Genomic DNA, 26,634 nt, shown 5'->3' with positions numbered 1-26,634 from the left:
CGGAGACGTTGAGGGCGGCGATGACGCGGCCGCGGGAGTTGTGGATGGGGACGGCGATGGAGCGGAGGCCTAGTTCGAGCTCTTGGTCGACCAGGGAGTAGCCGTCGGCGCGGGCCGCGGTGATGGCCGGCTACGCCTTCGCCAAGAAGCGCTTCCCCGGCCGCGAGCTGATCTTCTGGGCCTTCCTGGCCACGCTGATGGTCCCGTTCCAGGCGACGCTGATCCCGTCGTACATCCTGGTCTCCCGGCTGGACTGGGTGGACAGCTACTGGGGCCTGATCGTCCCGACGCTGGCCAACTCCCAGGCAGTCTTCCTGCTCCGCCAGTTCATCAGCCAACTCCCGGACGAGCTCTTCGAGGCCGCCGAGATCGACGGCGCCCCCGAGTGGAAGATCTTCACGCTGATCGTGATGCCGCTGATCCGGCCGGCGCTGGCGACCCTCGGCATCTTCGTCTTCCTCTGGCACTGGAACGACTTCCTCTGGCCGCTCGTGATCGGCCAGTCGAACAACATGCAGACCCTGACCGTCGGCCTGGCCACCCTGCAGACCCAATCCGTCCCGATCAACCAGATCATGGCCGGCGCAACCATCACCGTCGTCCCCAGCCTCCTCGTGTTCGGCCTCCTCCAGCGCTACCTGACCGACAGCATCGCCATGTCCGGCCTGAAGAGCTAGGCGTCCAAGGGGTTCTGCACGATCCGGCCGACCAGGCCGGAGCCGATCGCGCGGCCGGCCGAGCTGGTCGGTTTGCGGTCGGCCTGCGCCTGGAAGCAGCTGAGGAACTCGGTCGCGAGATCGAGGCGGGGGTACCGCGCGAGGACCTCGGCGCGGCACTCCGCGGTCAGGACGTCGTGGTCCCGGCCGACGATGTCGAGGGCGGCCGCGCGGGAGATCAGGTACTCGATGCCGTTGTGCTCGACGAGCGCGGCGGCCCAGCGGTAGACCCGCTGCGAGTGGCTGAGCAGTGCGCCAGACTCGTAAGCGGTCGCCACCTCCAGCGCCGCCCGGGCTGCCGTGGTGTCGGGTACCGTAATGTCGTTCATAGTTCAACCATAGGCTCGGGGTAGCCCGTTCGGAGGGTCCAATCCGGCGGCGCGATCGGGGGCCAATCGTCAGGCGGGAGCGGGGCCATGCGGGCTGTCGTTGTTGGGGATCGCGAGGCCGGGGTCGACGGGCTGACGGTGGGCGAGCGGCCGTACCCGCATGCGGCCGAGAACGACGTCGTCGTCCGCGTACATGCGGCCGGCTTCACCCGCGGCGAGCTGGACTGGCCGGGGACATGGACGGACCGCGCCGGGCGGGACCGGGCGCCGAGTATCCCCGGGCACGAGGTCGCGGGTGTGGTGGCCGAACTGGGCTACGGAACGACCGGGTTGACCGTCGGGCAGCGAGTGTTCGGGCTGACCGACTGGACGCGGGACGGCACGCTGGCGGAGTACGTCGCCGTCGAGGCCCGCAACCTGGCCCCGCTCCCCGCCTCGATCGACTACGTGACTGCGGCCGCGCTACCGATCTCCGGGCTGACGGCCTGGCAGGGCCTGTTCGACCACGGCCGCTTGCAGCCGGGACAGAGCGTGCTGATCCACGGCGCCGGCGGAGCCGTGGGCTCGGTCGCCGTCCAGCTGGCGCGGGAGGTCGGCGCGCACATCATCGGCACCGGCCGCGCCGCCGACCGGAGCCGCGCGGCGGAGCTCGGCGTCCACCAGTTCATCGACCTGGAGAACGAGGACCTGGACGACGAGGTCGACGTCATCTTCGACGTGATCGGCGGCGCCGTCCGCGACCAGTCGCTGCAGTTCCTGCGCTCCGGCGGCACCCTCGTAACGATCGCCGACCCGCCCACCGTGCACTCGCAGTCCGGCCGCGACATCTTCTTCGTCGTCGAACCCAACCGCCCCCAACTCACCGAACTCGCCACCCGCCTCCAATCCGGCCGCCTCACCCCCTTGATCACCACCGTCGCAGACCTAGCCGAAGCCCCCGCCGCCTTCGCCACCCGCGGCCGCACCATCATCACCATCGCCCCGACCAACGGGTAATAGTCGACCGACAGCCGCCCGCCCACGCTCAGCCGCCGCGGGCTGACTGCGCCACTACCCGTTCGTCGGTACGCATCGGCGGGTAGCGTCTGGCGGCATGGGTCAGCTTGAGCGGGAGACGGTTGCGGCGGCCGGCGACGCGTGGGTGTTGTCGGCGGACGAGATGGCGGTTGTCGAAACCGCGGAGTACCGGCTGGTCCGCTTCCCGCAGCCGGCTGCTGACCCGCTTCAACTGTCCTGGGTACGCACGACGCGCCCGGCTGCTGAGGTTTTGACGGAGGCCGTCGTCCGGGCTCGGGAGTTCAAGCTGCCCGAGCTCTTCGTCTACGCCAAGATCAGCGCGCCGGACGGTCTGGCCGACGCTCTGCTGAGCCGCGGCGCCGTACTGGTCGACGCCTGCGACCTCCTCGCCATGCCGCTACCGGCCGACGTCAAATCCCCCGAACTCCCCGGCCTCGACATCCGCTGGCGCACGACGCTGGACGTGGCCCGCGATGCCAACGCGATCGGCGCGGAGGTCTTCGGCGGCCCGATCGCGGACGACGAGCTCCTCCTACCGCGCGTCGAAGCCGACCGCGCCGCCCAGGACCGCCTCACCTGGGCACAGGATCGAGCTGCCACGATGACGCTGACGTACGGCCGCACCACCACGAGCTCTCCGATCCTGCAGCGCCTCGGCTTCACGACCTATGGGCAGGAGCGGATGTACAAGCTCCCGCTCTAGATCCGGACCAGGATTTCGTCCAGGGGGACGAGGTCGGCCTTTCTGGTCTCGGCTTTGGGGTATCCGACCGAGAGGACGGCGAAGGCCTCCTCGCTGGTTGGCCGGCCGAGCATTCGGGCGAGGAGCGTCGTCATCACCGAGACCGGGTGCACGACCGCGCCCAGTCCGGCGTCGTACAGGGCCGCCATCAACAGGCCGACCGCGATCCCGACCGATTCGTCGGCGAAGTAGCGCCGCTGGAAGACGACCAGGAGGTACGGCGCTTCGACCAGCGGAGCCCCGTGGACCTCGGCCCGCTCCGCGATCTCCCGCCGTACTCCGGGGTCCGTCACGATCGCGAACGTCCACGGCAGCGCCGTCCCGGTCGGCGCGGTCGCCGCGGCGGCAATCGCGTCGAGCAGCACCTGCTCCGGCACCGGCTCGTCCGCCATCCGGCCGACCGCACGCCGTTGCTCGGCCCGATCCCGGAACTGCGCGGCCCGGCTCAGCGACTCGGCATGGTGCCGCTGGTACGGGACGGGCTCGCCCGGAAGCGGGTGATACGGCTCGTCCGGCGTCCAGCCGTCGAAAGCCCATGGGTCATGCAAGGTTGCCTCGTCTTCTCGGTCGGTTGCGCATGGCACCCAAGCTATGAACCCCGGGGGCCCAGCAAAAGAAGGCACTTCGAAGTGCCTTGCTCAGGGGCGCCAGATCCAGTTGGCGCGCGCGTAGAGCGGTTGCAGACCGGCGCGGACGAGGTTGTTGAGCGACGGGTTCGACTCCCCCGGCGCCGGCTGCCCCGCCTCGGCGACCACCCAGCGGCACCCGGCGTCCCGGGCGGCGTCGAGCCGGGCGGCGATGATCGCCGACTGCGCACCCCGATTGCGATGGGTCGGCGCGGTGGCGCCGGCGTTCACCACACCGACCGACTCGTGCAGATAGAGGTTGCCGCCGGCCACCAGTTGGTCGCCGTCCCACGCGGCGAAGGCCCGGAAGCCCGGGTGCGTCACGGTCGCGCCCAGCATCGCGGCCAGACCGCCGTCGACGGGCATCCCGAAAGTTTCGACGACGAGCCGGCCCCAGGCGTCGGCGTCCCGCGGCTCGACCGGCCCGACCCGGAGATCGGTCGTGCCGGCCGCCGGCTCGATCTCGTCGAGCGGCGACAGGAGCTTGGCGATCTTGCCGCCCTCGGTCAGACCGTGTTTCGCGGCGATCTCCGCCCAGTCGTCCGGGAGGAGATCCGGCGCGAACTGCAGCACCGCCACCGGCGCCTGCTCGGCGCGATAGATGTCGAGAATCTCCCCGACCAACTCCTCGGTGACCACGCTGAAGCCGAGCGCTTTGCTCCAGTAGCCGGTCGGATCGTGGCGCATCGACAGTACGACGCCGTCCTCGAGCCGGTGCGTGTTGACGCCGAGCGCCGCCGCGGCAGCAGCCGGCATCCCACTCTCGTACTGGAACATGAATTCGGCTTCACTTTGCTCGGCCAGCTGCGTCAGGCGGGTTCGATCGATGTCAGAGGTCATACGGACAAGATGCGGGCGCCCCGGCCCGAGTTCGATCGCCTTGAGGATTCTTTTTCGCGACCGGTACTTTGGCCCCGTGACCAGCCCTCCCCCGCTCGATCCGGCGTCCGAGCGGGCAACCGACGCCGAGCTGGTCCGGGCCGCCCAACTGGGCGAAGTGGAGCAACTCGGCCTCCTCCTCAGCCGTCACCAGGCCCCGATGCGCGCCGTCGCCGTCGCCTTCCACGGCCACCGGCCCGCCGCCGAGGACGCCGTCCAAGAAGCCGCCCTGATCGCGCTGCGCCAGATCGGCGCCCTCCGCGACCCGGCCGCCGTCGGCCCCTGGCTCCGCATGCTGGTCCGCAACGTTTGCCGGATGCAACTACGACGCCGGCCCGCGATCCCGGTCAGCGACCCCGGCGTCTTCCTCCCCGCCGCCCCCGACCCGGCCCAGCTGATCGACGCCAACGCCAACCGCGACTGGATCTGGACCGCGATCGGCCACCTCACCCCCACCCTCCAGCTCCCGGTCATGCTGCGCTACTTCACCGAAGTAACGGCCTACGACGACATCGCCACCCTCTGCGGTGTCCCCGTCGGCACCATCCGCAGCCGCCTGAACCAGGCCCGCAAGAAACTCGCCGAAGCCCTCCTCGCCACCGCCGTCCAGCCCCACGACAGCATCGCCGCCCTCACCGCCCAGCACCGCGAAGAAGCCCTCGCCATCCTCGAAGCCCCCTACACCGGCCAACTCGCCGCCGTCCTCGCCAACTCCTGGCGCCCCACCGTAGAAACCTTCTGGTCCACCGGCCGCCACACCATCGGCTACCACGACATGGTCGCCGCCATGGACCGCGACCTCACCGCCGGCGTCCGCCACCAACTCACCTCAGTAGTAGCCAGCCACACCACAGTCCTCTGGGAAGCCAACCTCATCAACCCACCCGAAGACCCACACCACTGCCCACCCGCCGTCCTCTGGGCCCTCCACCTAACCGCCAACCGCGTAACCACCCTCCGCCTCCACCACACCCCCCGCCCCACCTCCTTGCCGGTCCACCCGTAGTTGTGCAACCATATTCGAACGTTACGAACGCATGTTCGGAACATTCATTGGGAGCGCAATGACTGCTGAACTACTCGAATCGCAGACGTATCTGCCGGACGAGCACGAGCAACTGGCCTCGGTCGCGAGTTTCCTCGACGCACACCACCGCAAGAGCGGCGACTCACTGCGCTCCCGCTACCTACTGGTCGGCGCTGACGAGGGCGAGCAGATCGAGCTCCCGGAGTCACTGCACAAGGTCCTCGTCCAGGCTGTCGCCGCGCTCACCGCGGGCAAAGCCGTCACGATCTCACCGACCATGCCCAAGGTGACGACCCAGCAGGCCGCAGACCTCCTGGGTGTCAGCCGGCCAACGGTAGTTCGGCTGATCGACGCCGGTGAGCTGCGCTGCGAACGCATCGGCAATCGACGCAAAATCCTGCTCGCCGACCTCCTCGCCTACCGCGAAACCCGCCGGCAACGGCAGTACCAGGCCATCGCCGACACCTCGGTCGACATCGACGAGAACACCGACCCCGCACTGCTGAACGAACGCCTGAAGCGAATCCGGAAACAACTCGCCGAGCAACGGCGCAACTCCACCGGCAACTGAGAGTTATCGACGAGTGTTCGCCGCACTCCTCGATACCTGCGTCCTCTGGCCCAGCCGGCAACGAGACTTCCTCCTGAGCCTCGCCGTCGAGAATCTCTATCGCCCGCTGTGGAGCAGCGCCATCCTCGACGAGCTCCGCTACCACGAGATCGAGAAGCTCGTCGTCGACCGCGGCTATCTCCAACTCGACGCCGAGCGGCAGGCCGCACGCCTCATCGAACAGATGCGCACCAGCTTCGACGACGCCGAAGTACCGAACTGGCAACCCTACGAAGGCACCTTCGGCCTCCCCGATCCGGACGACGAACACGTCGTCGCAGCCGCCGTAGCAGGTCACGCGGGCGCGATCGTCACGGCCAACCTCAAGGACTTCCCACCGAAGCAGATGCCACCAGGCATCGAGGTCGTCCCCCGAACGAGTTCGCCGCGAACACGGTCGCCATCTCCCCCGAAAGCGCTCTCGAAGCCGTACTGAAACTGACCCAGAGACGCAGAAACCCACCAGTCTCCGTAGCCGACTTCCTCACCACACTGCAGCACAAGTACGCCATGCACGAAGCCGTCGCTCTGATCAACGAGATCCGCTAACCAGACGCGACTACCGCGTCTGCACCCCGACGACCACACCGAGTGCGGGCGTTGTCGTCCAGCAATCCGGCCCGCGCACCAGGCCCGAAAGCGCGTCGACCAGAGCCGACTCGCGACGCCACAGCCCCATCATGCGCGGCAGCGCAGCAGCCCGGCGGTAGCCGGCAGCTCCCGGGCGGCAGCCCGGGACGACGACTCAGGGCGGGAGGGGAGCGGGCGGGACGGGAGCGCAGCGCACGGCGCGCACGCGGGGAACACGCGGGCGACAGCCCGCAACACCCGCGCGGGAGCGCGGCGGCGTACGGGGATTAGAGGTTGAGGGCGTAGATGGTGGGTGGGCGGCCGGTGCGGCCGTGTTGTTGGGTGGCGGTGGGGACGGCGAGGCCGGCGCGTTCGAGGCGTTTGAGGACTCGGCGGGCGGTGCGGAGCTGGACGGCGAGGTGGTCGGCGACGTCTTGGGTGGTGAGGCCGTCGGGGCGGGTGGCGGTGAGTTCGCGCATGCGGGAGAGGGTTTGGGGGTTGAGGCCGACGCGGCGGGCGAGCAGGGGGAGGCTTTCGGCGCCGCGGGGGACGGCGGCGTGGTCGCCGGTGGGCTCGATGACGATCTCGATGTCGTCGGACATGGAGACGACGCCGGCGACGGCGCCGATGGAGCCGGCGCGGCCGACGGCGCGGCGGGCGAGGGCTTCGGCTTCGGCGGCGGTGCGGCCGACTCCGAAGCCGACGTACGCCGTGCTGTGGCGGGCGGCGAGGTGGTCGAGGAGGGGCATCCGGGTGAACTGCTCGGTGGCTTGTTCGAGGAGGCCGCGGGTGGTGACGACGAGGTGCCGGCCGTCGGGGAGGAGGGCAAGGCTGCCGCCGAGGGTGGTGAGGTCGGCGGCTAGGGCGTCGTCCGGTTCGGGGAGGTCGATGACGCCGAGGGCGACCTGGGCGTCGCCGATGTGCCGGCCGCTGGTGGTCAGCACCAGCGCCTGCAGGGTCGAGCGGATCGAGTAGCGGGACGGGACGAGCCGGACGGACGGCATCTCGGTCTCGAGCAGGTGGAACGCCGACCCCAGGCAGCTGATCGCGATCTTGGTGTCGTGCTTGGCGCGGGCGCCGCGATGGAAGGCGACGATGTCATCGGAGTTGAGCCCCGGCCGGTACGGCAACACCTGGATCTGATCGGTCGGCAGCTTCGCCTCGATCAGCGTCTCCAGCACTTCGCTGCGCCGCAGGGTGTCGATGGAGAACTGCGTGACGTTGTGCCCCAGCCGCAGCAGCTCGACCAGCGCCCGCAGCAAGGTCGCGCCGTCGTACGAGACGTACATCGCGGGCCGATCGACGACGCCGGCCTCGGTCGCGATCGTGTACGGGACGACGCCGGTGAACAGCAACGCGTCGACGCGGGACTGCGAGACGACGGCAACGGTCTCGCTCTCATGCCGATAGGCCAGCGGCTGCAGCGTCGCGCCGCTCGCGGGGCCGGTCGCGATCACCCGCTGGACGACGTCCTCCGGACCGACGACACCGACCACGACGGCCATCAGCGCACCGCGTCCAGAACACTGTGTATCCGCACGGCCACTCCTAGGTGACTTCCGGCCAGGCCCACAACGCGCACGATAACGCAGAGTGGGGTAACCCCTTGACGATCGTCGCCAGCTCTCTTAGTTTCGGTCAAGACCATAATAGCTGCCACCTGCTGGGCGGCGGTCGGCCGAGGACGAGGTGTGGTGGAGCGACGGAGGGAGCGCGCCACCGCACTGGCTGCGCTTCCTCCACTTTTCCGCCCTCGAGGAGCTACTGGTGGAGCTCCTCGAGGCAGCGGATGACCGCGTCACGTTCCGCGGGTAACGCCGGCCCGTACGGGTCGTACGCCGCCTCCTCCGGGATCAGCCCCTCCCACACCGCGGCCCAGATCATCCGCTGCACATAGCCCTCGATCGGCGCGTAGAACGTCACCGCGGCGAAGCGATCCAGCCGGTCCGATGCGGCGACGAACTGGGCAGCATCGCCAGCAGACCAAGCCCGCAGGACGGCGACCGACAGCTCAACCTGCGCAGCCGCGATCCCGACCAGAGCCGTGTCAGCACCCCACATGAACGACGGACCGTACATCCGGTCCTCACCGGTGATCAGCAGCTTCCCGCTGTCCCGCCCGGCCCAGATGGCGTCCTGACACCCGATAGCCCGGTCCAGCGTCGCAGTCTTGACTCCGAGCATCGCATCCAGGCTCAGCAGGTCCCGGATCAGCTCCGGCGAGTACGGGTATCCACCAGCCTCGCCGTGCAAGTAGAACCCGACCAACGGCAGCCCACTCTCCGCAGCGACCCGTTCGTGGAGCTCTACCGCCTTTGCGTGCCCATCCGGCAGTTCTCCCAGCGCTGCCAGCGGATAGACCATCACCGCGTCCGCACCGCCGTCAGCAGCCTGCAGCGCCATCGCCACAGTCAGATCGATCGCCTCACCCAGGCCATCGACGGACGCCGACCGCGGTACGCCGACACCGGCAACAATCGGCCGGTCCGTCGCCGCACGCCACGTCTCCAGCACCTTCGACCGGTCTGCGGCCGACAGATAGAGCCCACGACCGGTGTGCGCCCAGACGGCGATCCCACCAACGTCCTGGGCGGCGATAGCCCCGGCGTACGCCGTCAGTGCGTCGTACGCGACCACGCCGGCGGAGTCCATCGGGGTGAAGACGGCTGGGAGCACCGAGCCGCGCAGTTGGGAGACGAGGGGATGCATGTGACCTCTCAGACGTCGTGGCCGAGGCCAGGTCGGGTGGGTACGTCGATCCAGCCGTTGCAGTCGGCAAACACAGTGGGGGCCAACGGGTCCGCCAGAACCATCAACGGACCGACCAGGTCGGCCGCAACGGTCGCACCGGGTACGGCGGCCGCCAGATGCACGGCCGCGAGCGTCGCGACCCCCAGCTCAGGCATAGACCCGATTTTGACCGCCAGACCAGCCGCCTCAGCCACATGGGCGATCTGCAACGCCCTGTGCAGCCCACCGACCTTGAGGATCTTGATGTTCAGTACGTCGGCCGCACCGCGCCGTACGATCTCCAGCGCGTCGTGCAGTGAGTGCATGCTCTCGTCGGCCATCAGCCGGACGTCGAGCCGCTCCCGCAGCCGGACCATGCCCGCCAGGTCCCAGCGCGGTAGCGGCTGCTCCAGCAGCGTCATACCGGCCGCACTCATCTTCGCCAGGTACGGCAGTGCGACAGTCGCGTCGTACCCCTCGTTGGCGTCCAGACAGAGCTCAGCATCCGCAGGCAGCGCGGAACGAACCGCACGGATCAGCTCCAGGTCCTGAGCCGGGTCATGCCCGCCCTTGACCTTGATGTGCCGAAAACCGCGCGCTGCGTACTCCGCCGCCTCCGCGGCCATCTCGTCGAGCGTACCGAGCCCTACTACCCACGTGGTCTGCACACGGTCCCGAATGCTGCCGCCGAGCAGCGCATGTACCGGCCAGCCGCTCAGCCGGCCGGCCAGGTCGTGCAGTGCGATGTCGAGACCGCTCTTGGCCACGGACTGCCCGCGCAGAACGGCGTCCATCACCAGGTGGGCGCCGGCCCGGTCGAGCGGATCCCGGCCGATCAGGGCCGGTGCGAGGTGCTCCTCGATGGCTGCGGTGACGCCTGCCAGCGTCTCCCCGGTGTACGCCGTCATCGGCGACGTCTCCCCGATCCCGACCACGCCGTCCGCCGTGTGCACCTCCACGACCAGGCTGATCAGGTCCTTGCTGACGCCGCTGCTGATCCGGAACGGACGCCGGTACGGCGCACTGACCACCCGGGTGCGGACAGCGCTGATCGGGGCGGATCCGGTACCGGCCGGCAGGCCGACCGGATGCGATAGAACACTCATGGTCGGCTCCTTAAGGACACCAAGTGACGGTTAGGGGTCGCGTTCCGACGCAAAAGGACTTACGGTCAAGACCGTAAATACCCCGAGTGCTCTCTGTCAACGGAAGGTGGCACCCTGATGCGGCTGGGTCTCTATCTCAATCTGTACGGCGCCCCCGGCGAGCGGCCGCAGCTGGCCGACGCCGTCGAGCAGGCCCAGCTCGCCGAGCAGGCCGGATTCGAGTGGATCGTCCTCGGTGAGCGGCACCTGCACCGCCCCGGCTACCACGAGATCCTCACCTCGCTGACCTGGCTGGCCGCCCACACGTCCCGGATCGGGATCGCGACCTCGGGCATCGTGGCCCCTTTGTACCAGCCGGTCGTCTTGGCCGAGACGCTCGCACACCTCGACATCCTGTCCGGTGGGCGGCTCACAGCCGGCTTCGTCCTCGGCTACCGCCCGGAGGAGTTCGCGCTGTACGGCGTCCGGCAGCGCGAGCGGGTGGCCCGATTCGAGGAGTGCATCGACATCGTGACGCGGCTGTGGACGGAGGAGACCGTCACCTACGAGGGCCGCTTCACCAGCCTGCACGACGCCTATCTCTCGCCGCGTCCGCTGCAAAAACCCCGCCCCAAGCTCTGGAACGGCGGCCGCGTCTCAGCCGTCCTCGAACGCACCGCCCGGACATGTGACGGCTGGACGACGTCCTTCAACGAACTGGACGCCGACCTGCCCGAAAAGATCGCTGAGTACCAGTCCTACCCCCGTGGTGCCGGAACGCTCGGCAACGAGGTCATCCTCTGCCGCGAGGGTTTCTGCGCCCCCGCCTCCCAGGACGCGCGCAAGTCGCTCGAAGAGCCGCTGCGCGACCTGTACGACGCCTACACCGGCTGGAAGCGGACATCGACGGACGCCGCCCGCTACACGCAGGGCTGGGACGACATCACCGATCGGAGCGTCATCGGCTCACCGGCCGAGTGCGCCGACCGGATCGCCCACTACGACGCCATGGGCGCCGACGGGATCATCCTGCGCATCCAACCGCCGGGGATGCCGCAGTCCGAGGCCCTGAAGGCGATCGAGGCGTTCGGGAACCTTTAAGGGGTGATGACCGTGACACCTGCCGGAGTGCCGTGTGACAGCGCGGCCAGGGCGGCGGGGGTCTCGTCGAGCGAGATGGTCCGGGTGATCAGCGCTGCCGGGTTGAGGTTGCCGGCAGCAACCAGCTCCAGCATTTCCGGGTAGGCGTGGGCCGGCATCCCATGGCTGCCCAGCCACTGCAGCTCCTGGCCGATGAGCCGACCCACATCGAGCTGGACGCCGTCCGGAAGCAGACCGATCTGGACGTGCCGGCCACGTGGCCGCAACGCCCGCAGCGCCTGCTGAACCAGCTCGTTCGATCCCAACGCGTCAAACGTGATGTCCACTCCACGCAGCTCGCTGGCGTCCGTCAGCGTCTCGGCAGCGCCGTACTGCCGCGCCAGCTCCAGAGCCGCCGGATTGGTGTCGACTGCGATCACACGGGCACCAGCCGCCGCAGCGATCATCACAGCGGACAGCCCGACCCCACCACACCCCAGAACGACCGCAGTCTCCCCCGGCTGTACCTGCCCGACCTGACGGACCGCACGGAACGACGTGGCGAACCGACAGCCGAGGCCGGCCGCCGTACCGAAGTCCATCGCGTCCGGCAGCCGGACCAGGTTCACCTGCGCGAACGGGATCGCAACGTACTCCGCGAACGACCCCCAGTAGTTGAACCCCGGCTGCAGCTGATTCGGACACACCTGCTGATTGCCGGCCAGACACTGCTCGCACGTCCCACAAGCGCAGATGAACGGCGTGGTGACCCGGTCCCCGACCTGCCACCCGTCGACGCCAGCACCGACCGCAGCGACCGTCCCAGCCAGCTCGTGCCCCGGGACATGCGGCAACACGATGTCGGAGTCGTGCCCCATCCACCCGTGCCAGTCACTCCGGCACAACCCGGTCGCCTCGACCTTCAGGACGACGGACCCCGGCGCCACCTCCGGCTCCGCAACCTCCTGGACCACCGGCAGTACGCCGTACTCAGTCACCACCACTGCGCGCATGGCGGTCAGCCTACGCAGAACTCGTTACCCTCCGGGTCCAGCATGACGATGTGACCGAGCTCCGGCCCGTAGAACTCCTCCCGGACCTGTGTGGCGCCCAGAGCGACCAGCTCAGCCGCCTTGGTCCGCATGCGCTCGGCCGAGGCCGCATCGCGCTCCCCCAGGCCGGCAACCCGGATGTCCAGGTGCAGCCGGTTCTTGGCCGTCTTGCCCTCCGGTACGCGCAGCCAGCCGATGGCCGGGCCGACGCCGTCCGGATCGATGATGCCGGAGCCGTCGGGCTCGTCGAAGCCCGGCTCGAGCACATAGCCGAGCGCTGCCGCCCAGAACCGGGACAGCAGCTGCGGGTCGGCGGCATCCGCGCCGATCGTCCATTTCGTCGCCATACCGGCGACGGTAGCGGTGGTTCCGGACGATCTACGCCCGGAACCACCGGAAAAACTAGCAGCCGCCGGCGACCGCGGGGATGATCGAGACCTGTCCGCCGTCCTTGATCGCGGTCTGCAGGCCCTCGGCGAAGCGGACGTCGTCGTCGTCGACGTACACGTTCACGAAGCGGCGCAGCTCACCGGACTCGTCGAGCACGCGGCTCTTGATCCCCGGGTACGACGCGTCGAGCGAGTCGAGCACCTCGGTCAGCGTGGCCCCCTCGGCGGAGACCTCGGAGACGCCCTGGGTGTAGGGACGCAGGATGGTCGGGACGCGGACGCTCACACTCACTGCAGGCCTGCCTTCACGAAGGCGTCGTAGGACGCGGGGATGGTCACCTTCGGGCCGACCCGGTCGGCCACGGCGTCGAGCGTCTTGAGCCCGTCGCCGGAGTTGATGATCACCGTCTCGGCCTCGGGGTCGAGCTGCCCGGTCTCGACCAGCTTCTTCAGCGTCGCGACCGTCACCCCGCCAGCGGTCTCGGTGAAGATGCCCTCGGTCCGGGCGAGTAGCTGGATCCCCTCGACGACCTCGTCGTCCGAGACGTCCTCGATCACGCCGTTGGTGCGGCGGGCGACATCCAGCACGTAGGGCCCGTCGGCCGGGTTGCCGATCGCGAGCGACTTGGCGATGGTGTCCGGTTTGACCGGCTTGACGACGTCGTGGCCGTCGCGGAACGCCTGGGCGACCGGCGAGCAGCCGGTGGCCTGCGCGCCGTACACCTTGTAGTCGGTGGCGTCGACGAGCCCGAGTTTGCCGAGCTCGGTGAAGCCCTTGTCGATCTTGGTCAGCTGCGAGCCGGAGGCGACCGGCACGACGATCTGCTGCGGCAGCCGCCAGCCGAGCTGCTCGGCGATCTCGAAGGCCAGCGTCTTGGAACCCTCGGAGTAGTAGGGGCGGACGTTGACGTTGACGAACGCCCAGCCCTCCTCCTCACCGGCGATCTCGGAGGCCAGCTTGTTCACGTCGTCGTAGTTGCCGTCGACGGCGACCAGCGTCCCGCCGTAGACGGCGGTGGTGATGATCTTGGGCCGCTCGAGGTCCTTCGGGACGAAGACGACCGAGCGGATCCCGGCGCGGGCGGCGGCCGCGGCGACGGCGTTCGCGAGGTTGCCGGTGGAGGGGCAGGCGAAGACCTTCATGCCGAGCTCGCGGGTGGCGCTCAGGGCACTGGCCACGACCCGGTCCTTGAAGGAGTGGGTCGGGTTGCCGGAGTCGTCCTTCACCCAGAGCTTCTTCAGGCCGAGGGCCTTGGCGAGGTTCTGCGCGTCGATGAGCCGGGTGTAGCCGGGCTCGGTGTTCGGGAAGCTCGCCACGTCGACCGGGACGGGGAGCAGCGGCTGGTAGCGCCAGATGTTCTTGGGTCCGGCCTCGATCTGCTCACGGGTGATGGTCGGGAACTCGTACCCGACCTCGAGCGGACCGAAGCACTCCATACAGGCGTAGAACGGGCCGAGCGGCGACTTGGCTCCACACGCGCGACAGCTCAGGTGCGTACCGTTGCCGAAGGCACCTTCACGGATGGTGTGGGTGGCGGCCTGGCTCATGAGTGAGGTTCCCCTCTCATCTTCCCCGCGGGCACCGGATCTCGATGGCGGGACGGATTTGGCACCGTTCCACCGCGAGTCGCCCCCGGGCGGGGTCTCGACGGGGAGGGTTGCCGGGACTTCAACGGGCCGTTTCCCTCAGTCCCTCTGGATGAGCTGCCTTCGAGATTACCCAATCGGGTCCATATTGTGTCTTGTGATCCCATCATCCGAGACGCCGTATCTCAGCTCCGGCGCTCCAGGAACCGCATCACCGGCGTGGCGGCGACACCGTGCAGGACAACGCTGACAACGACCGTGAAGCCCAGGGTCGCCCACAGCCACGGCAGGTCCGCGGCGAAGCTCGCGCCGACCGCCGCGAGATAGTAGATCGACGACACCCCGCGGACGCCGAACGCCGCCGTCGCCCACGCCTCGGTCCGGCTCAGCTCCGTCCCGATCAGGCTGAGCCGCCCGATCACCGGGCGGACGACGGCCACGAGCAGGACGCCGATCAGCACACCGGCCCAGTCGAGCGGTTCGAGCAGCCCAGCGGTCACTGCGACGCCGAGCAGCAGCAGAATGCCCCAGGTCAGGATGTGCTCGAGCTGACCGATGAAATCATGCAACTGGTTGTGGAAGTCGTGGCTGCGCTCGGCCGACCGCAGTGTGAGTGCAGCCACGAAGACAGCGATGAATCCGTAGCCGTGCAGCACCTCGGTGAGCCCGTAGACCCCCAGCGTCATGGCCAGCGCCAGAACCGGCTCCCGGGAGTCAGCTAGCCGGAGGCTCTGCGCTGGTGCCGAGAAGGTCATTCGCCCGAGCAGCCAGCCCGCTCCGAAGCCGACTGCGACGCCGATCGCGGTTTTACCCAGCAAGTCCCAGGCGACCCACTCGACCGGCGAGAAGCTCTTGGTGGCGAGGAAAACGGCCAGATAGACCAGCGGTGCAGCCAGACCGTCATTGAGCCCGGCCTCTGACGTCAGCGCGAACCGTACTTCGTCCTCTTCGTCCAGCTCGGCGTCTTCACCGGTCGTCGGCCCACCCACCTGGACGTCGGACGCCAGCACCGGATCCGTGGGCGCCAGCACCGCTGCGATCAGCAGGGCGGTCACCGGGGCCACACCGAGTAGCCAACCGACGCCGGTCAGCGCTGCGACCCCAGCAGGCATCGCAACGAAGAGGAGCCGCCAGGTCACTCGCCACTGCAGGAGGCTGACCGGACGGTCGATGGCCAGTCCAACACCCATCAGCGCGATGATGACGGTCAGTTCGGCCAGGTGCTTCGTCAGCTCGGGCTCAGCCAACGGACTGAGGTGCGTTCGGTCGACGACCAGCCCCAGCAGCAGGCCACCACCGAGGAACGCGATCGGTGCGGAGACGGCGTACCGGGACAGCAGCCGGGGCAGGACAGCGCCGAGCAGGAGCGCGAGCCCTGCCACGAGGTAGAGCCCGTCGCCGTCGATCACAGGCATCTAGTGCCCAGCGTCACCGCAGCCGATGCGTGGCCCCAGGCGTGTGGGTCGGCAGCGACTTGCGCGGGCCGTAGCGCGGGTGCGTGATGCCGGCCAGCTCCAGCAGGCGCTGCACGCGGAAGCGGTGACCGCGGTAGGGCTCGATCAGCTCAGCACAGCCGTCGTCGTCCAGCTCCTCGCCGATCAGTGCGTAGGAGACGTTTCGCGAGACGTGGTAGTCGGCGAACGAGAACGCGTCGGCGTCCCCATGGGCGCGCTGGCGCACCTCGGCCGCCGTCCAGACACCGACACCGGGCAGCGACCGCAGCCGCCGCTCGATCTCGGCCGAGTCGGTCAGCTCGAGCGTGCGCTCCAGCGCACGCGCCCGCGTCGCCGCGGTGACCACCACTCGCGACCGCCGGCCTTCGACGCCGGCTCGCAGCCACTGCCAGGACGGGATCAGCCGCCACTCCTCAGGCGCCGGCGGGACCTTCATCGGCCGCCCTGCGGGCCCACCTGGCCCCGGCGCCGGTTCGCCGTACTCCTGCAGCAGCGACCGCCAGCCGCGGAATGCCTCCTTACCGGTGACCACCTGCTCGATACCCGCCGCAGCCATCGCCTCGAAGACGGCTCTGGTCCGCGGCACGCGTACATGCGGGAAGCGCCGAGCGGCGTCCACCAACGCCCTGTGCGCCGGGAGCGGCTCGAAACCCTCCCAGCTGTCGGCATCACCCAACAGCTCCGGCACGCCATCCAGAGCCCAAGCAGAACCCGGCCCCCAGGCCTCGGCCTCCACCTCGGCGCCTCTGGGCGTCAGCCGCAGCAGCACCGCGCCCTCCGGCGTCCGCGTGGCCCGCCACACCGTCCGCCGAGCCGCGTCGAAGACGTACGCCGGATCGCCCGGGCCCTTGCGCAGCCCGCCGATGACCGAGTGCGGATCCACCACCCGCCCCGCTCGCCAGACCCGCACCGTCGACTCCACGCGCCCAAGTCTTACCCACGCCGCCGACAGAACCGCATACTGAGCCTCATGACCGGGTGGCTGTGGGTGAAGCTGGTGGGCAACTTCGTGAACCTGTCCACACTGGCCGGCTTCCTGGTGGCCGGGCTCGGCCGGGCGAAGGTCACCCGCGGGCCGCGCGGGTTGTTCTTCGCGAATGGATACCGGCTGGGCTTCCCGATCGCCGGGGCGTTCACGATCGGCAACGTCGTCCTGAGCAAGCACGACCGGAGCTACTTCGACAACGAGCTGCTGCTGAAACACGAGGAGCGGCACTCCTGGCAGTACCTCTGCCTGCTGGGCCTGCCGATGCTGCCGCTGTACGTCGTCTGCGTCGTGGCCTCGTGGCTGCTGACCGGTGACCCGGCGTCGCGGAACCCGTTCGAGCGGCTGGCCAGCCTCAAGGACGGCGGGTACGTCGAACGGCCGATCCAGCCGATGACTCGGACGGTGACCCAGGCCTTCAGCGCGCTGCGATCGCGTCCGAAAGCGCAGTGAGCACGGTAACGACACCAGTGGGGTCGTCCACGACGATGTCAGCGGCAGCAATCAGGTCAGCCGCGCCAGAAGAGCGAGTGGCCAGCAGTACGGCGTTCATCCCGGTCTTGCGGTGCTCCTCGATCGCTCGGAACGCAGCGAGATCGCCGAGGTCGTCACCGGCGTAGAGGATCGACTGCGCGCCGGTGGACTCCAGAAGGCGGCGCAACGCGATGCCCTTGTCCACACCGGGCGGGCGCAGCTCCAGAACCAGATTGCCGGGCTCGAGGCGCAGCTCGGTCGCATCGGCCAGCTCGGTGAGCGGCGTCCGCAGCCGGTCGAATGCTCCGGTCGGATCGGGTAGCCGGCGCGTATGCACGGCCAGCGAGCTCTCTTTGTCCTCGACGAACGCATCCGGCAGCCCCGCCGCCTGCAAGATGCCCGGGATGCGCTCACGAGCTACGGCGACGCCTGGCGGCACCGCGTCCGAGGTGACCTTGCCGGTCGCGGCGTCCCATTGCTCCAGCCCGTAATGCCCCAGGACGACCAGACTGGCCAGGCCGGCGTGCGCAGTGACGCCTGTGAGCTCAGTAGCGACCAGCGCGGGCCGACCGGTCACGATCGCGACCTGACGGACCGAGCGGGCCAGCCGGGCCAGTGCGTCCAGACCGCCGTCGACGGGCCGGGCGCGGGCCGGGTCCTCGACGAGGGGTGACAGGGTGCCGTCGAAATCGGTGGCGATCACCGCTGCGGCCGGATCGGCGACGATCGCCTGCCAGCCCGCGTGACCGAGGTCGGTCTGGATGACCGGCGTGCTCATCCGGGGTAGTCCCCGGTCAGGATCACCGTGAGGCGGTCCTTCTTCATGTTGTCGAGGGCGTCCTTGGTCCGGCTGATGCCGAGGTCCTTGGCGAGCTGTGCGGCCGCCGCTGCCATCCCGGGCGGGTAGTAGACCGTGCTGCCGACGACCTTGCCGCGCCAGTTGTCGACGCCGGACACCGTCCAGCCGGCCTGTCGCGCGCGGCCGGCAACCGAGTCGGCCAGCCCCTTGCGCGGAGTGTTGTTGTAGACCTCGATCCCGGGGCGCTGCGCCGGCGGGATCGTCGTCGGGCCGCTGGCCGGTGGCTGCGGGGGCTCCGTCGTCTTCGGCGGTTCAGTCGTCCTGGGCGGCTCACTGGTCGGCACCGGAGTGGTCTTCGGCGGCTCGGTGGTTTTCGGCGCCTCGGTGGGCTTCTGGGTCGGCTTCTGGGGCACGCTGGCCCCGACCGTCGACTTCGCGTCCGTGGGCTTCGGCGTACTGGTGCTCTTCTTGGGCTCGTCGGCACTGCTGTCGTTCCCGCGGGTGCCGAACAGCACCAGCAGGCCGCCGACGATCGCGACAACGGCGACCACAGCGACCAGGGAGGACAGGACCTGGCCGTAGTCGCCCTTCGGGCGGCGCATAGTACTCAGACCTCGATACCCAGACGACGTGCCGAGCGGGCGCGCTGACGGGCCGCGCGCAGCCGGCGCAGCCGCTTCACCAGCAGCGGGTCGTGCACCAGGGCTTCCGGCCGGTCGATCAGCGCGTTCAGAACCTGGTAGTACCTGGTCGCGGACATCTGGAACTGGTCCCGGATCGCCTGCTCCTTGGCACCGGCGTATTTCCACCAGTGGCGCTCGAAAGCGAGGATCTGCCCGTCACGCTCCGACAGCCCGGCGATGAGCGGCTGCGCAGCCTCGGCGGGGCCGGGAGAGCTGGCGTTGGCGCTGTCCATCTGCTGCTGACTCCTGTGCGGTCGGTGATCGTCCGTCCGCGCTCCACTGTACGTGCAGAACAACAGCCATGTCATTCACCGGTCCTACGACACGGAGCGTGTCGTGGGCGGGCGGCCGGACCGGGGCAACTCTGGCAGGATCAAGGCGTGAGCTCAACTGTTTCCGCCCAGGCGCTGGTGGACGAGCTGCAGGCCAGGAGCCGTGGGGTGGAGCCGCTGGTCAACGCCATCTGCACACCGAACCCCGCCGCCCGCACCGAGGCGGCCCGTCTCGACACCGAGCGTGACGACGGACGGGTACGCGGCCCGTTGCACGGCGTACCGGTCCTGGTGAAGGACAACGTCGACACCGCCGACTTGCGCACCACTGCGGGCTCGCTGGCGCTGGCTGAGCAGCCACCGCCACCTCAGGACGCCCCCATCGTCCGTCGGCTGCGCGAGGCAGGCTGCATTATCCTCGGCAAGACCAACCTGAGCGAGTGGGCGAACTTCCGCGGTTCGTCGTCCAGCTCCGGCTGGAGCGCGTACGGCGGTCTCACTCGGAACCCGTATGCGCTCAACCGCTCCGCCGGCGGCTCGTCGAGCGGCTCCGGTGCCGCAGTGGCCGCAGGGCTCGCCGACTTCGCCATCGGCACCGAAACCAACGGTTCGATCGTCTGTCCGGCCGCACTGAACGGCGTCGTCGGCCTGAAGCCGACAGTGGGGCTGGTCCCGCAGCAGGGCATCGTGCCGATCTCGCACTCGCAGGACACCGCCGGTCCGATGACCAGGACCGTTGAACAGGCCGCAGCGCTGCTGAATGTGCTCGCCGACGGCGACACCGACTACACGGCGTCCTGTCGCGGTGAAGACCTCAGCGGCGTGCGCATCGGCGTACCGCGCGGGCCGCTGTGGGGCTACTCAGTTGGCCTCGACCAGGTGACCGAGCAAGCGCTGGAGATCCTGAGTCGTTGCGGCGCGACGCTGGTCGACCACCTCTCGTTACCGGCCCCAGGTGGCGACGAGGACCAACTGCAGGTGCTCGCACATGAAATGAAGGTCGATATGGCCGCGTACCTCGGTACGCGCGCGCCGGGCGGTCCACGCACGCTGGACGACCTGATCGCCTTCAACCGCGCACATGCGGACCAGGAGTTGCAGTGGTTCGGTCAGGATCTGCTTGAGCGCTCTGCTGCCACCCAAGGGCTGGACGCCGCGGAGTACGTCGCCGCCCGACTCACCGCAGTGCAGGCCGGCCGCGGGGGTATCGACGACCTGCTCCGCGCCAACGACCTCGATGCGCTGGTCTGCCCGGCGTACTCACCGGCCTGGAGTATCGACCTGGTCAACGGCGACCAGGTGCTCGGAAGTTGCTCGTCGCACGCCGCGCTGGCCGGCTACCCCTTGCTCTCCGTGCCGTCCGGGCTGGTAGGCGGACTGCCCGTCGGCCTGGCCTTCAGCGGGACCGGCGGGAGTGATGCCACGCTCATTCGCTTGGCTCACGCCTTCGAAACCGCGAGAATCAGGGCCAACGGACCGTTCCCGACCCCGGAGTTCACACAGTGGGTGTAGATCGCGTCAGATGGGGCATCGTTGCTACGGGCAACATCTCCACCTCGTTCACCAAGGACCTGCGGCTCCTCGACGACGCGGTCGCCACCGCCGTCGCGTCGCGGTCGCAGGACAGCGCCGACCGGTTCGCCGCCGAGTTCGGCATCGAGCACGCGTACGACGACTACCGCCGGCTCATCGAGTCCGGCACCGTCGACGTGATCTACATCGGCACTCCGCACCCGCAGCACTACGAGATCGCTCGGACGGCGCTGCAGGCCGGCGTCGCGGTGCTGTGCGAGAAGCCGGTGACGCTGACCGCCAAACAGGCGCAGGATCTGGTAGCGGTCGCCGCCGAGCACAAGACGCTGTTCGCCGAAGCCATGTGGATGCGGACCAATCCGGTCATTCAGGCGCTGTTCGCCGATCTGGCGACCGGTGTGGTCGGCGAGCCGCAGCAGGTCGTCGCCGACTTCGCCTTCCACAAACCGGCGCTACCGGCCCGGCTGCTCGATCCAGCGCTCGGCGGCGGCTCCCTGATGGACGGCGGCATCTACCCGATGACGTTCGCCTACATGGCGCTGGGCCGTCCGGCCGAGCTGAAGGCGGTCGGATCGCTCAATGCCGACGGGATCGACCTGAACGTCGCCATGGCCTGGCGCTACGACTCCGGCGCCGTCGCCGCGCTCACCTGTGGTCTGAAGTCGCAGAACCCGTGGGTCGCGTCGGTCAGCGGGCCGGAGGGCAGCCTGCAGGTGCCGCACCGGTTCCACCACCCTGAGTACTACGTCCGTCACACCGCTGCCGGCGCGGAGCGGATCGACGTCCCGACGCATGGGCTTGGGTACCACTACGAGGCCGCCGCTGTGATGCGCGCGCTGCGTGACGGACACATCGAGGTGCCGTCGCTGCCACACACCGCGACCCTCGAGATCCTCGAACTGCTCGACGAGACGCGGAGCCAGATCGGGGTCCGTTACCCCGGTGACGACGACGACCTGACTGGATGAACAAAAACATGCCCGACGGACGAAGTTCCTTCGTAGTGGTGGCCAACCGGCTGCCTGTCGACCGAATCGAGATGCCCGACGGCAGTACGGCGTGGCGGCGCAGTCCGGGCGGTCTGGTCACCGCGCTGCACCCGGTGATGCAGGCGCACGACGGCGCCTGGATCGGCTGGACCGGCAGCGCCGACGAGAAGGTGGACCCGTTCGACAACGACGGGATGCATCTGGTCCCGGTGATGCTGACCGCCGAGGACGTCGAGCTCTACTACGAGGGCTTCTCCAACGCGACGCTGTGGCCGCTGTACCACGACGTGATCGTCGCACCGGAGTTCCACCGCGAGTGGTGGGAGTCGTACGTCGCAGTGAACCGCCGCTTCGCCGAGGCGGCCGCAGAAGCGGCTGACGAGGGCGCTGACGTCTGGGTGCACGACTACCAGCTGCAGCTCGTTCCGGCGATGCTGCGGCGGCTGCGTCCCGACGTCCGGATCGGCTTCTTCCTGCACATCCCGTTCCCGCCGACCGAGTTGTTCGCGCAGATGCCGTGGCGCCGGCAGATTCTGGACGGTCTGATGGGTGCGGACCTGGTCGGCTTCCAGCGGCCGGGCGCCGCGTCGAACTTCGCCCGCCTCGCCCGCAACCGGATGGGCCTGCGCACCCGCGGTGACCGGATCCACCTGCCCGACGACCGGATCGTGCGCGCCAAGGCGTTCCCGATCTCGATCGACGTCGGCGAGCTGGAGCAGCTGGCCCGCCAGCCCGAGACCGAGCAGCGCGCCCGCGAGATCCGCGACGAGGTCGGCAACCCGGCGCACGTGCTGCTCGGCGTCGACCGGCTCGACTACACCAAGGGCATCCGGCAGCGGCTGCGAGCGTTCGGCGAGCTGCTGGACGAGAAGCGGATCTCCGTCGACGAGGCGGTCTTCGTGCAGGTGGCGACGCCGTCCCGCGAGCGCGTCGAGCAGTACCGCGTGCTGCGCGACGAGATCGAGCTGCTGGTCGGCCGCATCAACGGCGAGCACGGCCGGATCGGTACGCCCGCGATCAACTACCTGCACACGTCGTACTCGCGGACCGAGATGGCCGCGCTGTTCCGGGCCGCGGACGTCGCCGTGGTGACGCCGCTGCGGGACGGGATGAACCTGGTCGCCAAGGAGTACGTCGCGACCCGGTACGACGACACCGGCGCGCTGGTGCTCAGCGAGTTCGCCGGCGCGGCCGACGAGTTCCGGCAGGCTTTCCTGGTGAACCCGCACGACATCAACGGCATGAAGGACACCATCGTCGACGCGATGAACACCGACGACCGCCAGCTCGGCCGCCGGATGAAGGCGATGCGCAAGCATCTCGCCGCGCACGACGTGAACCTGTGGGCCGCGACGTTCCTGAAGGCGCTGCATGACGAAGACTGACGGGCGCATCCTCGCGCTGGACCTCGGCACCTCGTCGACCCGTGCGCTGGTGCTGACCGCAGCCGACGCCGCACCGGTGCCAGGTGCGCTCGCCCGGCACAAGATCAGCCCGACGTACGGCGCTGACGGTTCTGCCGTGCTTGACCTGCACGAGTACGTCGAGGGCCTGCTGGGCTGTTTCGACGAGCTGCAGCAGGGCGGTCACCTCGAAGGGATCGAGGCGATCGTGCTGTCCACGCAGTGGCACTCGATCGTTGCCCTGGGCCCTCGTGGCGAGGCCCTCACCCCGGTGATCACCTGGGCCGACACCCGATCGATCCCGGCCACGCCGGGGCCGTCGTTCGACGAGCAGGCGTTTCACGCCCGTACGGGCGCCTGGCTGCACCGGCTGTACTGGCCGCGGCGCATCCCGTGGCTGCTCTCCGAAGTCTCTGCTGCCGGTTTCGCCGGGCTGCCGGACCTCGTGCTGGAGCGGCTGACCGGTGAGCGCGTCACCTCCGTGTCTGTCGCGTCCGGCACCGGTTCGCTCGACCTGGCCACCGGTGCGTACGACGAAGAGGCGTTGGCGATCGCCGGCGTCAAAGCGGATCAACTGCCCGCGATCGTCCCGTCCGGCTGGGCCGGGCGAATCGCGGCGGAGTACGAACGCCGCTGGCCCGGGCTGGTCGGCGTACCGGTGCATCCGCCGACCGGTGACGGCGCGGCGTCCAATGTTGGCACCGGTGCGTACGACGTCACGACCGCAGCAGTCACGATCGGTACGTCGGCCGCGGTGCGCGTCGTACACCCGATCGACAACGCTCCCGAGCTGCCCTGGGAGCTCTGGCGGTACCGGGTCGACGACAAGCACGCAGTGACCGGTATGGCCTTTTCCGCGGCCGGAAACATGCATGCGTGGCTGACCGACGTACTGCGGCTCCAGCACGAGGAGCCGACCACAGTCGAGATCGGTGCGCCCGGCCTGATCGCCGTCCCGTTCCAGGCTGGTACTCGGCCGCCGGCCACCGTTCCTGGTGGATCCGGCGCCTACTTCGGGCTCTCCTTCGACGACACCGCGGAGTCCATGCTCGCTGCGTCCCTACAGGGCGTTTCGCTTGAAGTGGACCGCGGACTGCGCATGCTCGACGACCTCTTCGGACACCAACTGTCCGTCGTCCTGGGCGGCGGCGGTATCGACGCATCCGCCTGGTGGCGCCGCTGCCTCACCGCCACCTTCGCCCGCCCCACCGACGTCTGCGCCGAAGCCGAAGTGGGCGCCCGCGGCGCCGCCGCCATCGCCCTCGGCCTCTCCCCCGAGCCCGGCGGCGAACACCTCGACCCCGTCCCCGCCGACGTAGACCGCGTGGCCGCCCTACGCCCCCGCTACGAGTCCCTCCGAGCCCTCACCATCCAATCCGCGAGCCTCTGACCCCACTTCTGCAGGAAGCGGCAAGTTGCTGGCGTGATTGCGGCGGGCGCGACTACGTTGCGAGAGAGACCGTGTTCGCAACGTAGGGGGTCGCTCGATGCGTTACCGCTTGCCCGTTGTCGCCGCCGCGACGCTTGCTCTGATCGCACCGGTTGCGCCTGCCACAGCCACAGCCGCGGCCGCTCCGGCGCCGAGCTCGCTGGTTTTCGGGGCCTGCCCGGCTGACATCGCCACGCCGTACCCGGCGCTGACCTGTGCGACGCTGCAGGTCCCGGTGGACTACAGGCGCCCGCAGGGCCCGACTCTGGAGCTGCTGATCACCAAGCACGCCGCGAAAGACCCGGCGAAGCGGCTGGGGTCGCTTCTGGTCAATCCGGGTGGTCCTGGCGGCTACGGCTCGTTCCTGGCCGGCTCACTCACCCGTCCGGACGCCACCGGCTTCACGCGCCTGCAGCCCGCCGTACTGGACGCGTACGACGTGATCGGCTTCGACCCCCGCGGAGTCGGGCACAGCACGCCGATCAGCTGTGTCGAGCCGACGTACTTCCCCACCCCGCAGCCGGATCCGGACGCGCCGTCGAGCCGTGGGCCGCTGTGGAAACTCTGGAGCGGCTTCGCCGACGGCTGTGGCACCAAGTCCGGGGCGCTGATCCCCCACCTCGGTACGGCGAACGTCGCGCGCGACATGGACCGCATCCGCGCCGCACTGGGCGACCAGAAGCTCAATTACGTCGGCTTCTCCTACGGCACCTATCTGGGCACGGTGTACGGCGAGCTGTTCCGGCACCGCGTCGGCCGGATGATTCTGGACGGCAACATCGACCCGACCCCGAAGGACGTCTGGTACCAGGCCGGGCTTGCACAGGCTCCGGGTATCCAGAAGCGGTTCGACAGCTACCTCGGCTGGGTGGCGAAGTACGACTCTGTCTTCCACCTGGGCAGCACGGTGGACGCCGTCCGCGCCAACTGGAACAAGACGCTGACCGACTTCCGCACCAGGCCGCACGGCGCCGTCGGCGGCCACGAGCTGCTCAGCCTGGCCGGCGGTGTGATGTTCTCGGAGAGCAACTGGATCGCCTTCACCCGAGCGCTCAGCAGCTATGTGGTGAACGGCGACGACGCCGACCTGGTCGACTTCGCGGCGCCGGACACCAGCGTCGAGGGCGAGCAGTCCAACGCGATCTTCAACGCGGTGATCTGTGCCGACTCCCGCTGGCCGGCCACCAAGGCCGGCTACGAGCGGGACGCCGCCCGGCTCGCGAAGACGTCGCAGTTCGCGTGGGACGGCATCTGGGCCAACGGCAGCGCCTGCCGCGACTGGCCGACCGGCCCGCAGAACCCGCTGCACATCAGCGGCCGCGGTCTGCCCGGCATCCTGCTGTTCAACACGGTCGGCGACCCGTCGACGCCGTACGCCGGTGCGCTCAAACTGCACAAGGTGCTGAAGGGCTCGGTGCTCGTCACCGAGAAGGACTCCGGTAAGCACTGCGTCTTCTCGAACTCCCGGCTGCTGGTGAACACCGCAGCGAACGACATCGGCACGAAGTACCTGCTGACCGGTGAGTTGCCGGCCGGCGACGTCACCATCCCCGGTCATGCACTGCCGGTGCCGACTCCGGCCGCGCTGCGTGCGCCGATGGCGAAGGTCTCGCTACTGGACGGCTAGCCGACGCAGCGAGTTCGCATAGCGGCGAGCTGCCAGCCTCTGCACCGTGCGTGTGGCCGGTCCGCCCAGGCGGGCGTACCAGGCCGCCGCACGGCTGTAGGCCTTCACGGTGAAGTAGATGCCGCCGACCTCACGAGTGACGACGAAGGACTCCTCACCGGCCTCCGGATGCCCCTGCAGCGACCCGTACGCGAAACCGATCCGATCCGGCTCCTCGACGGTCCACACCACTCGACAGGGGATCGGCAGCCCGACCAGCGCCAGCGGGACGGCGGTGCGCAGCCGACCGACAACCATGCCGACTCCGAGCTGCCCTAGCGCATTGACGCCGGCGTCCGCACGGCCGTCCGCGGTGAAGGGCAACCCGGCGCGGCGTTGCATCCGCCAGGTCATCAGCGCCTCGCCGGCACGCTGGAACACCTCATTGCCGGCGCCGAGCCGGGCCCGGTGCTCCAGCCGGTGGTAGCCGGCCGGAGTCTCGTCGTACCGGGTCGAACCGATGGCGTCGTAGTTGAAACGCGCCTGGCGCAGGTCGTCGAGCCGCATC

Annotated in this window: 31 protein-coding genes and 1 riboswitch; of the genes, 14 read left to right on the top strand and 17 right to left on the bottom strand. The window is 69.3% G+C overall.

Annotated features, from left to right (window positions below):
- On the bottom strand, positions 1–94 hold a 94-nt coding region (locus tag HPO96_RS39810; protein WP_337796940.1), incomplete at its 3' end, for an IclR family transcriptional regulator domain-containing protein.
- Positions 95–122: 28 nt separating this feature from the next.
- Between HPO96_RS39810 and HPO96_RS35525 the strand changes: the two genes are divergently transcribed.
- Positions 123–677 (top strand): carbohydrate ABC transporter permease, encoded by a 555-nt coding sequence (locus tag HPO96_RS35525; RefSeq protein WP_238355863.1) that lies wholly within the window; start codon positions 123–125, stop codon positions 675–677.
- On the opposite strand, the gene HPO96_RS35520 is transcribed toward HPO96_RS35525, so the two are convergent.
- Positions 674–1,045 carry a hypothetical protein gene (locus HPO96_RS35520; protein WP_171678866.1) on the bottom strand — a complete coding sequence of 124 codons (372 nt, stop codon included), beginning with the start codon at positions 1,043–1,045 and terminating at the stop codon, positions 674–676. The genes HPO96_RS35525 and HPO96_RS35520 overlap by 4 nt on opposite strands.
- A gap of 87 nt (positions 1,046–1,132) precedes the next feature.
- Here HPO96_RS35520 and HPO96_RS35515 point away from each other — a divergent pair, with 87 nt between their 5' ends.
- Together HPO96_RS35515 and HPO96_RS35510 are read left to right on the top strand one after the other, a co-directional pair.
- Positions 1,133–2,041: an NADP-dependent oxidoreductase gene (locus tag HPO96_RS35515; RefSeq protein WP_171678865.1), complete on the top strand. Its 909-nt coding sequence runs from the start codon at positions 1,133–1,135 to the stop codon at positions 2,039–2,041.
- 97 nt (positions 2,042–2,138) lie between these two features.
- Positions 2,139–2,765, top strand: a complete 627-nt coding sequence (locus HPO96_RS35510) for an N-acetyltransferase (protein WP_171678864.1) — start codon at positions 2,139–2,141, stop codon at positions 2,763–2,765.
- Here the strand turns inward: HPO96_RS35510 and HPO96_RS35505 are convergent.
- Both HPO96_RS35505 and HPO96_RS35500 read right to left on the bottom strand, forming a co-directional pair.
- Complete coding sequence (locus HPO96_RS35505; protein ID WP_202886813.1) at positions 2,762–3,352, bottom strand: nitroreductase family protein; 591 nt, start codon at positions 3,350–3,352, stop codon at positions 2,762–2,764. The two genes, HPO96_RS35510 and HPO96_RS35505, sit on opposite strands and share 4 nt — an antisense overlap.
- 90 nt (positions 3,353–3,442) lie before the next feature.
- Complete coding sequence (locus tag HPO96_RS35500) at positions 3,443–4,270, bottom strand: GNAT family N-acetyltransferase (RefSeq protein ID WP_171678863.1); 828 nt, start codon at positions 4,268–4,270, stop codon at positions 3,443–3,445.
- Positions 4,271–4,346: 76 nt separating this feature from the next.
- Between HPO96_RS35500 and HPO96_RS35495 the strand changes: the two genes are divergently transcribed.
- From HPO96_RS35495 to HPO96_RS39995, 4 genes are read left to right on the top strand one after another with little or no spacing between them, the layout of a single operon-like run.
- Positions 4,347–5,315 (top strand): sigma-70 family RNA polymerase sigma factor, encoded by a 969-nt coding sequence (locus tag HPO96_RS35495; protein WP_202886812.1) that lies wholly within the window; start codon positions 4,347–4,349, stop codon positions 5,313–5,315.
- A 58-nt stretch (positions 5,316–5,373) separates the two neighbouring features.
- Positions 5,374–5,907, top strand: a complete 534-nt coding sequence (locus tag HPO96_RS35490) for a helix-turn-helix domain-containing protein (protein ID WP_171678861.1) — start codon at positions 5,374–5,376, stop codon at positions 5,905–5,907.
- Positions 5,908–5,920: 13 nt separating this feature from the next.
- Positions 5,921–6,382, top strand: a complete 462-nt coding sequence (locus HPO96_RS35485; RefSeq protein WP_202886811.1) for a PIN domain-containing protein — start codon at positions 5,921–5,923, stop codon at positions 6,380–6,382.
- A complete protein-coding gene (locus HPO96_RS39995) occupies positions 6,349–6,495 on the top strand; it encodes a VapC50 family PIN domain-containing toxin (protein WP_475422019.1) in 147 nt (48 codons plus the stop codon). Before HPO96_RS35485 ends, HPO96_RS39995 begins: the two co-directional genes overlap by 34 nt.
- A gap of 308 nt (positions 6,496–6,803) precedes the next feature.
- On the opposite strand, the gene HPO96_RS35480 is transcribed toward HPO96_RS39995, so the two are convergent.
- The 3 genes from HPO96_RS35480 to HPO96_RS35470 form a co-directional block, all read right to left on the bottom strand.
- Positions 6,804–8,021, bottom strand: coding sequence for a helix-turn-helix domain-containing protein (locus HPO96_RS35480; RefSeq protein WP_171678860.1), 1,218 nt, complete (start codon positions 8,019–8,021; stop codon positions 6,804–6,806).
- A gap of 256 nt (positions 8,022–8,277) precedes the next feature.
- Positions 8,278–9,225: a dihydrodipicolinate synthase family protein gene (locus tag HPO96_RS35475; protein WP_171678859.1), complete on the bottom strand. Its 948-nt coding sequence runs from the start codon at positions 9,223–9,225 to the stop codon at positions 8,278–8,280.
- Between the two features lie 8 nt (positions 9,226–9,233).
- Positions 9,234–10,352: a mandelate racemase/muconate lactonizing enzyme family protein gene (locus HPO96_RS35470; RefSeq protein WP_171678858.1), complete on the bottom strand. Its 1,119-nt coding sequence runs from the start codon at positions 10,350–10,352 to the stop codon at positions 9,234–9,236.
- A gap of 117 nt (positions 10,353–10,469) precedes the next feature.
- On the opposite strand from HPO96_RS35470, the gene HPO96_RS35465 reads away from it, so the two are divergent.
- Positions 10,470–11,432 (top strand): LLM class flavin-dependent oxidoreductase, encoded by a 963-nt coding sequence (locus HPO96_RS35465; protein ID WP_171678857.1) that lies wholly within the window; start codon positions 10,470–10,472, stop codon positions 11,430–11,432.
- Here the strand turns inward: HPO96_RS35465 and HPO96_RS35460 are convergent.
- The 6 genes from HPO96_RS35460 to HPO96_RS35435 form a co-directional block, all read right to left on the bottom strand.
- The gene (locus tag HPO96_RS35460; RefSeq protein WP_171678856.1) at positions 11,429–12,424 is read right to left on the bottom strand and encodes an alcohol dehydrogenase catalytic domain-containing protein; all 996 of its coding nucleotides are present in this window, start codon (positions 12,422–12,424) and stop codon (positions 11,429–11,431) included. The genes HPO96_RS35465 and HPO96_RS35460 overlap by 4 nt on opposite strands.
- Positions 12,425–12,429: 5 nt before the next feature.
- Positions 12,430–12,810, bottom strand: a complete 381-nt coding sequence (locus tag HPO96_RS35455; RefSeq protein WP_171678855.1) for a VOC family protein — start codon at positions 12,808–12,810, stop codon at positions 12,430–12,432.
- Between the two features lie 55 nt (positions 12,811–12,865).
- Entirely contained in the window at positions 12,866–13,144 is a 279-nt protein-coding gene (locus HPO96_RS35450; protein WP_171678854.1) for a ubiquitin-like small modifier protein 1, read from the bottom strand.
- Entirely contained in the window at positions 13,141–14,400 is a 1,260-nt protein-coding gene (gene thrC, locus HPO96_RS35445; protein WP_171678853.1) for a threonine synthase, read from the bottom strand. Before thrC ends, HPO96_RS35450 begins: the two co-directional genes overlap by 4 nt.
- 13 nt (positions 14,401–14,413) lie before the next feature.
- Positions 14,414–14,558, bottom strand: a riboswitch (SAM riboswitch).
- 66 nt (positions 14,559–14,624) lie between these two features.
- Complete coding sequence (locus HPO96_RS35440; protein WP_171678852.1) at positions 14,625–15,854, bottom strand: cation:proton antiporter; 1,230 nt, start codon at positions 15,852–15,854, stop codon at positions 14,625–14,627.
- Between the two features lie 13 nt (positions 15,855–15,867).
- Positions 15,868–16,815, bottom strand: coding sequence for a DNA-3-methyladenine glycosylase family protein (locus HPO96_RS35435; RefSeq protein WP_337796939.1), 948 nt, complete (start codon positions 16,813–16,815; stop codon positions 15,868–15,870).
- A gap of 48 nt (positions 16,816–16,863) precedes the next feature.
- Here HPO96_RS35435 and HPO96_RS35430 point away from each other — a divergent pair, with 48 nt between their 5' ends.
- Positions 16,864–17,331, top strand: coding sequence for a hypothetical protein (locus HPO96_RS35430; protein ID WP_171678851.1), 468 nt, complete (start codon positions 16,864–16,866; stop codon positions 17,329–17,331).
- Here the strand turns inward: HPO96_RS35430 and otsB are convergent.
- Genes otsB through HPO96_RS35415 form a run of 3 tightly spaced genes read right to left on the bottom strand, consistent with a single transcriptional unit; the run spans position 17,297 to position 19,067 of the window.
- Complete coding sequence (gene otsB, locus HPO96_RS35425) at positions 17,297–18,130, bottom strand: trehalose-phosphatase (RefSeq protein WP_171678850.1); 834 nt, start codon at positions 18,128–18,130, stop codon at positions 17,297–17,299. The two genes, HPO96_RS35430 and otsB, sit on opposite strands and share 35 nt — an antisense overlap.
- The gene (locus HPO96_RS35420; protein WP_171678849.1) at positions 18,127–18,753 is read right to left on the bottom strand and encodes a LytR C-terminal domain-containing protein; all 627 of its coding nucleotides are present in this window, start codon (positions 18,751–18,753) and stop codon (positions 18,127–18,129) included. Before HPO96_RS35420 ends, otsB begins: the two co-directional genes overlap by 4 nt.
- 5 nt (positions 18,754–18,758) lie before the next feature.
- On the bottom strand, positions 18,759–19,067 hold the full coding sequence (locus tag HPO96_RS35415; RefSeq protein WP_171678848.1) for a DUF3263 domain-containing protein: 309 nt from the start codon (positions 19,065–19,067) through the stop codon (positions 18,759–18,761).
- A 147-nt stretch (positions 19,068–19,214) separates the two neighbouring features.
- On the opposite strand from HPO96_RS35415, the gene HPO96_RS35410 reads away from it, so the two are divergent.
- The 5 genes from HPO96_RS35410 (at position 19,215) to HPO96_RS35390 (ending at position 26,087) form a co-directional block, all read left to right on the top strand.
- Positions 19,215–20,618 carry an amidase gene (locus tag HPO96_RS35410; RefSeq protein ID WP_171678847.1) on the top strand — a complete coding sequence of 468 codons (1,404 nt, stop codon included), beginning with the start codon at positions 19,215–19,217 and terminating at the stop codon, positions 20,616–20,618.
- Positions 20,609–21,607 (top strand): Gfo/Idh/MocA family oxidoreductase, encoded by a 999-nt coding sequence (locus tag HPO96_RS35405; protein ID WP_171678846.1) that lies wholly within the window; start codon positions 20,609–20,611, stop codon positions 21,605–21,607. Before HPO96_RS35410 ends, HPO96_RS35405 begins: the two co-directional genes overlap by 10 nt.
- Positions 21,604–23,013 carry an alpha,alpha-trehalose-phosphate synthase (UDP-forming) gene (locus tag HPO96_RS35400; RefSeq protein WP_238355862.1) on the top strand — a complete coding sequence of 470 codons (1,410 nt, stop codon included), beginning with the start codon at positions 21,604–21,606 and terminating at the stop codon, positions 23,011–23,013. Before HPO96_RS35405 ends, HPO96_RS35400 begins: the two co-directional genes overlap by 4 nt.
- Positions 23,000–24,421 (top strand): FGGY family carbohydrate kinase, encoded by a 1,422-nt coding sequence (locus HPO96_RS35395; protein WP_171678844.1) that lies wholly within the window; start codon positions 23,000–23,002, stop codon positions 24,419–24,421. The genes HPO96_RS35400 and HPO96_RS35395 overlap by 14 nt, the downstream gene beginning before the upstream one ends.
- 97 nt (positions 24,422–24,518) lie before the next feature.
- Complete coding sequence (locus tag HPO96_RS35390) at positions 24,519–26,087, top strand: alpha/beta hydrolase (RefSeq protein ID WP_171678843.1); 1,569 nt, start codon at positions 24,519–24,521, stop codon at positions 26,085–26,087.
- Here HPO96_RS35390 and HPO96_RS35385 read toward each other — a convergent pair.
- On the bottom strand, positions 26,073–26,633 hold the full coding sequence (locus HPO96_RS35385; protein ID WP_171678842.1) for a DUF1990 family protein: 561 nt from the start codon (positions 26,631–26,633) through the stop codon (positions 26,073–26,075). The two genes, HPO96_RS35390 and HPO96_RS35385, sit on opposite strands and share 15 nt — an antisense overlap.
- Position 26,634: the final 1 nt, after the last annotated feature.

Source organism: Kribbella sandramycini, from assembly GCF_013131805.1.
In the GTDB taxonomy this organism is placed as follows: Bacteria; Actinomycetota; Actinomycetes; order Propionibacteriales; family Kribbellaceae; genus Kribbella; species Kribbella sandramycini.
Note: the sequence above shows the minus strand (reverse complement) of the source record. Positions and strands in the feature narration are given on the sequence as shown.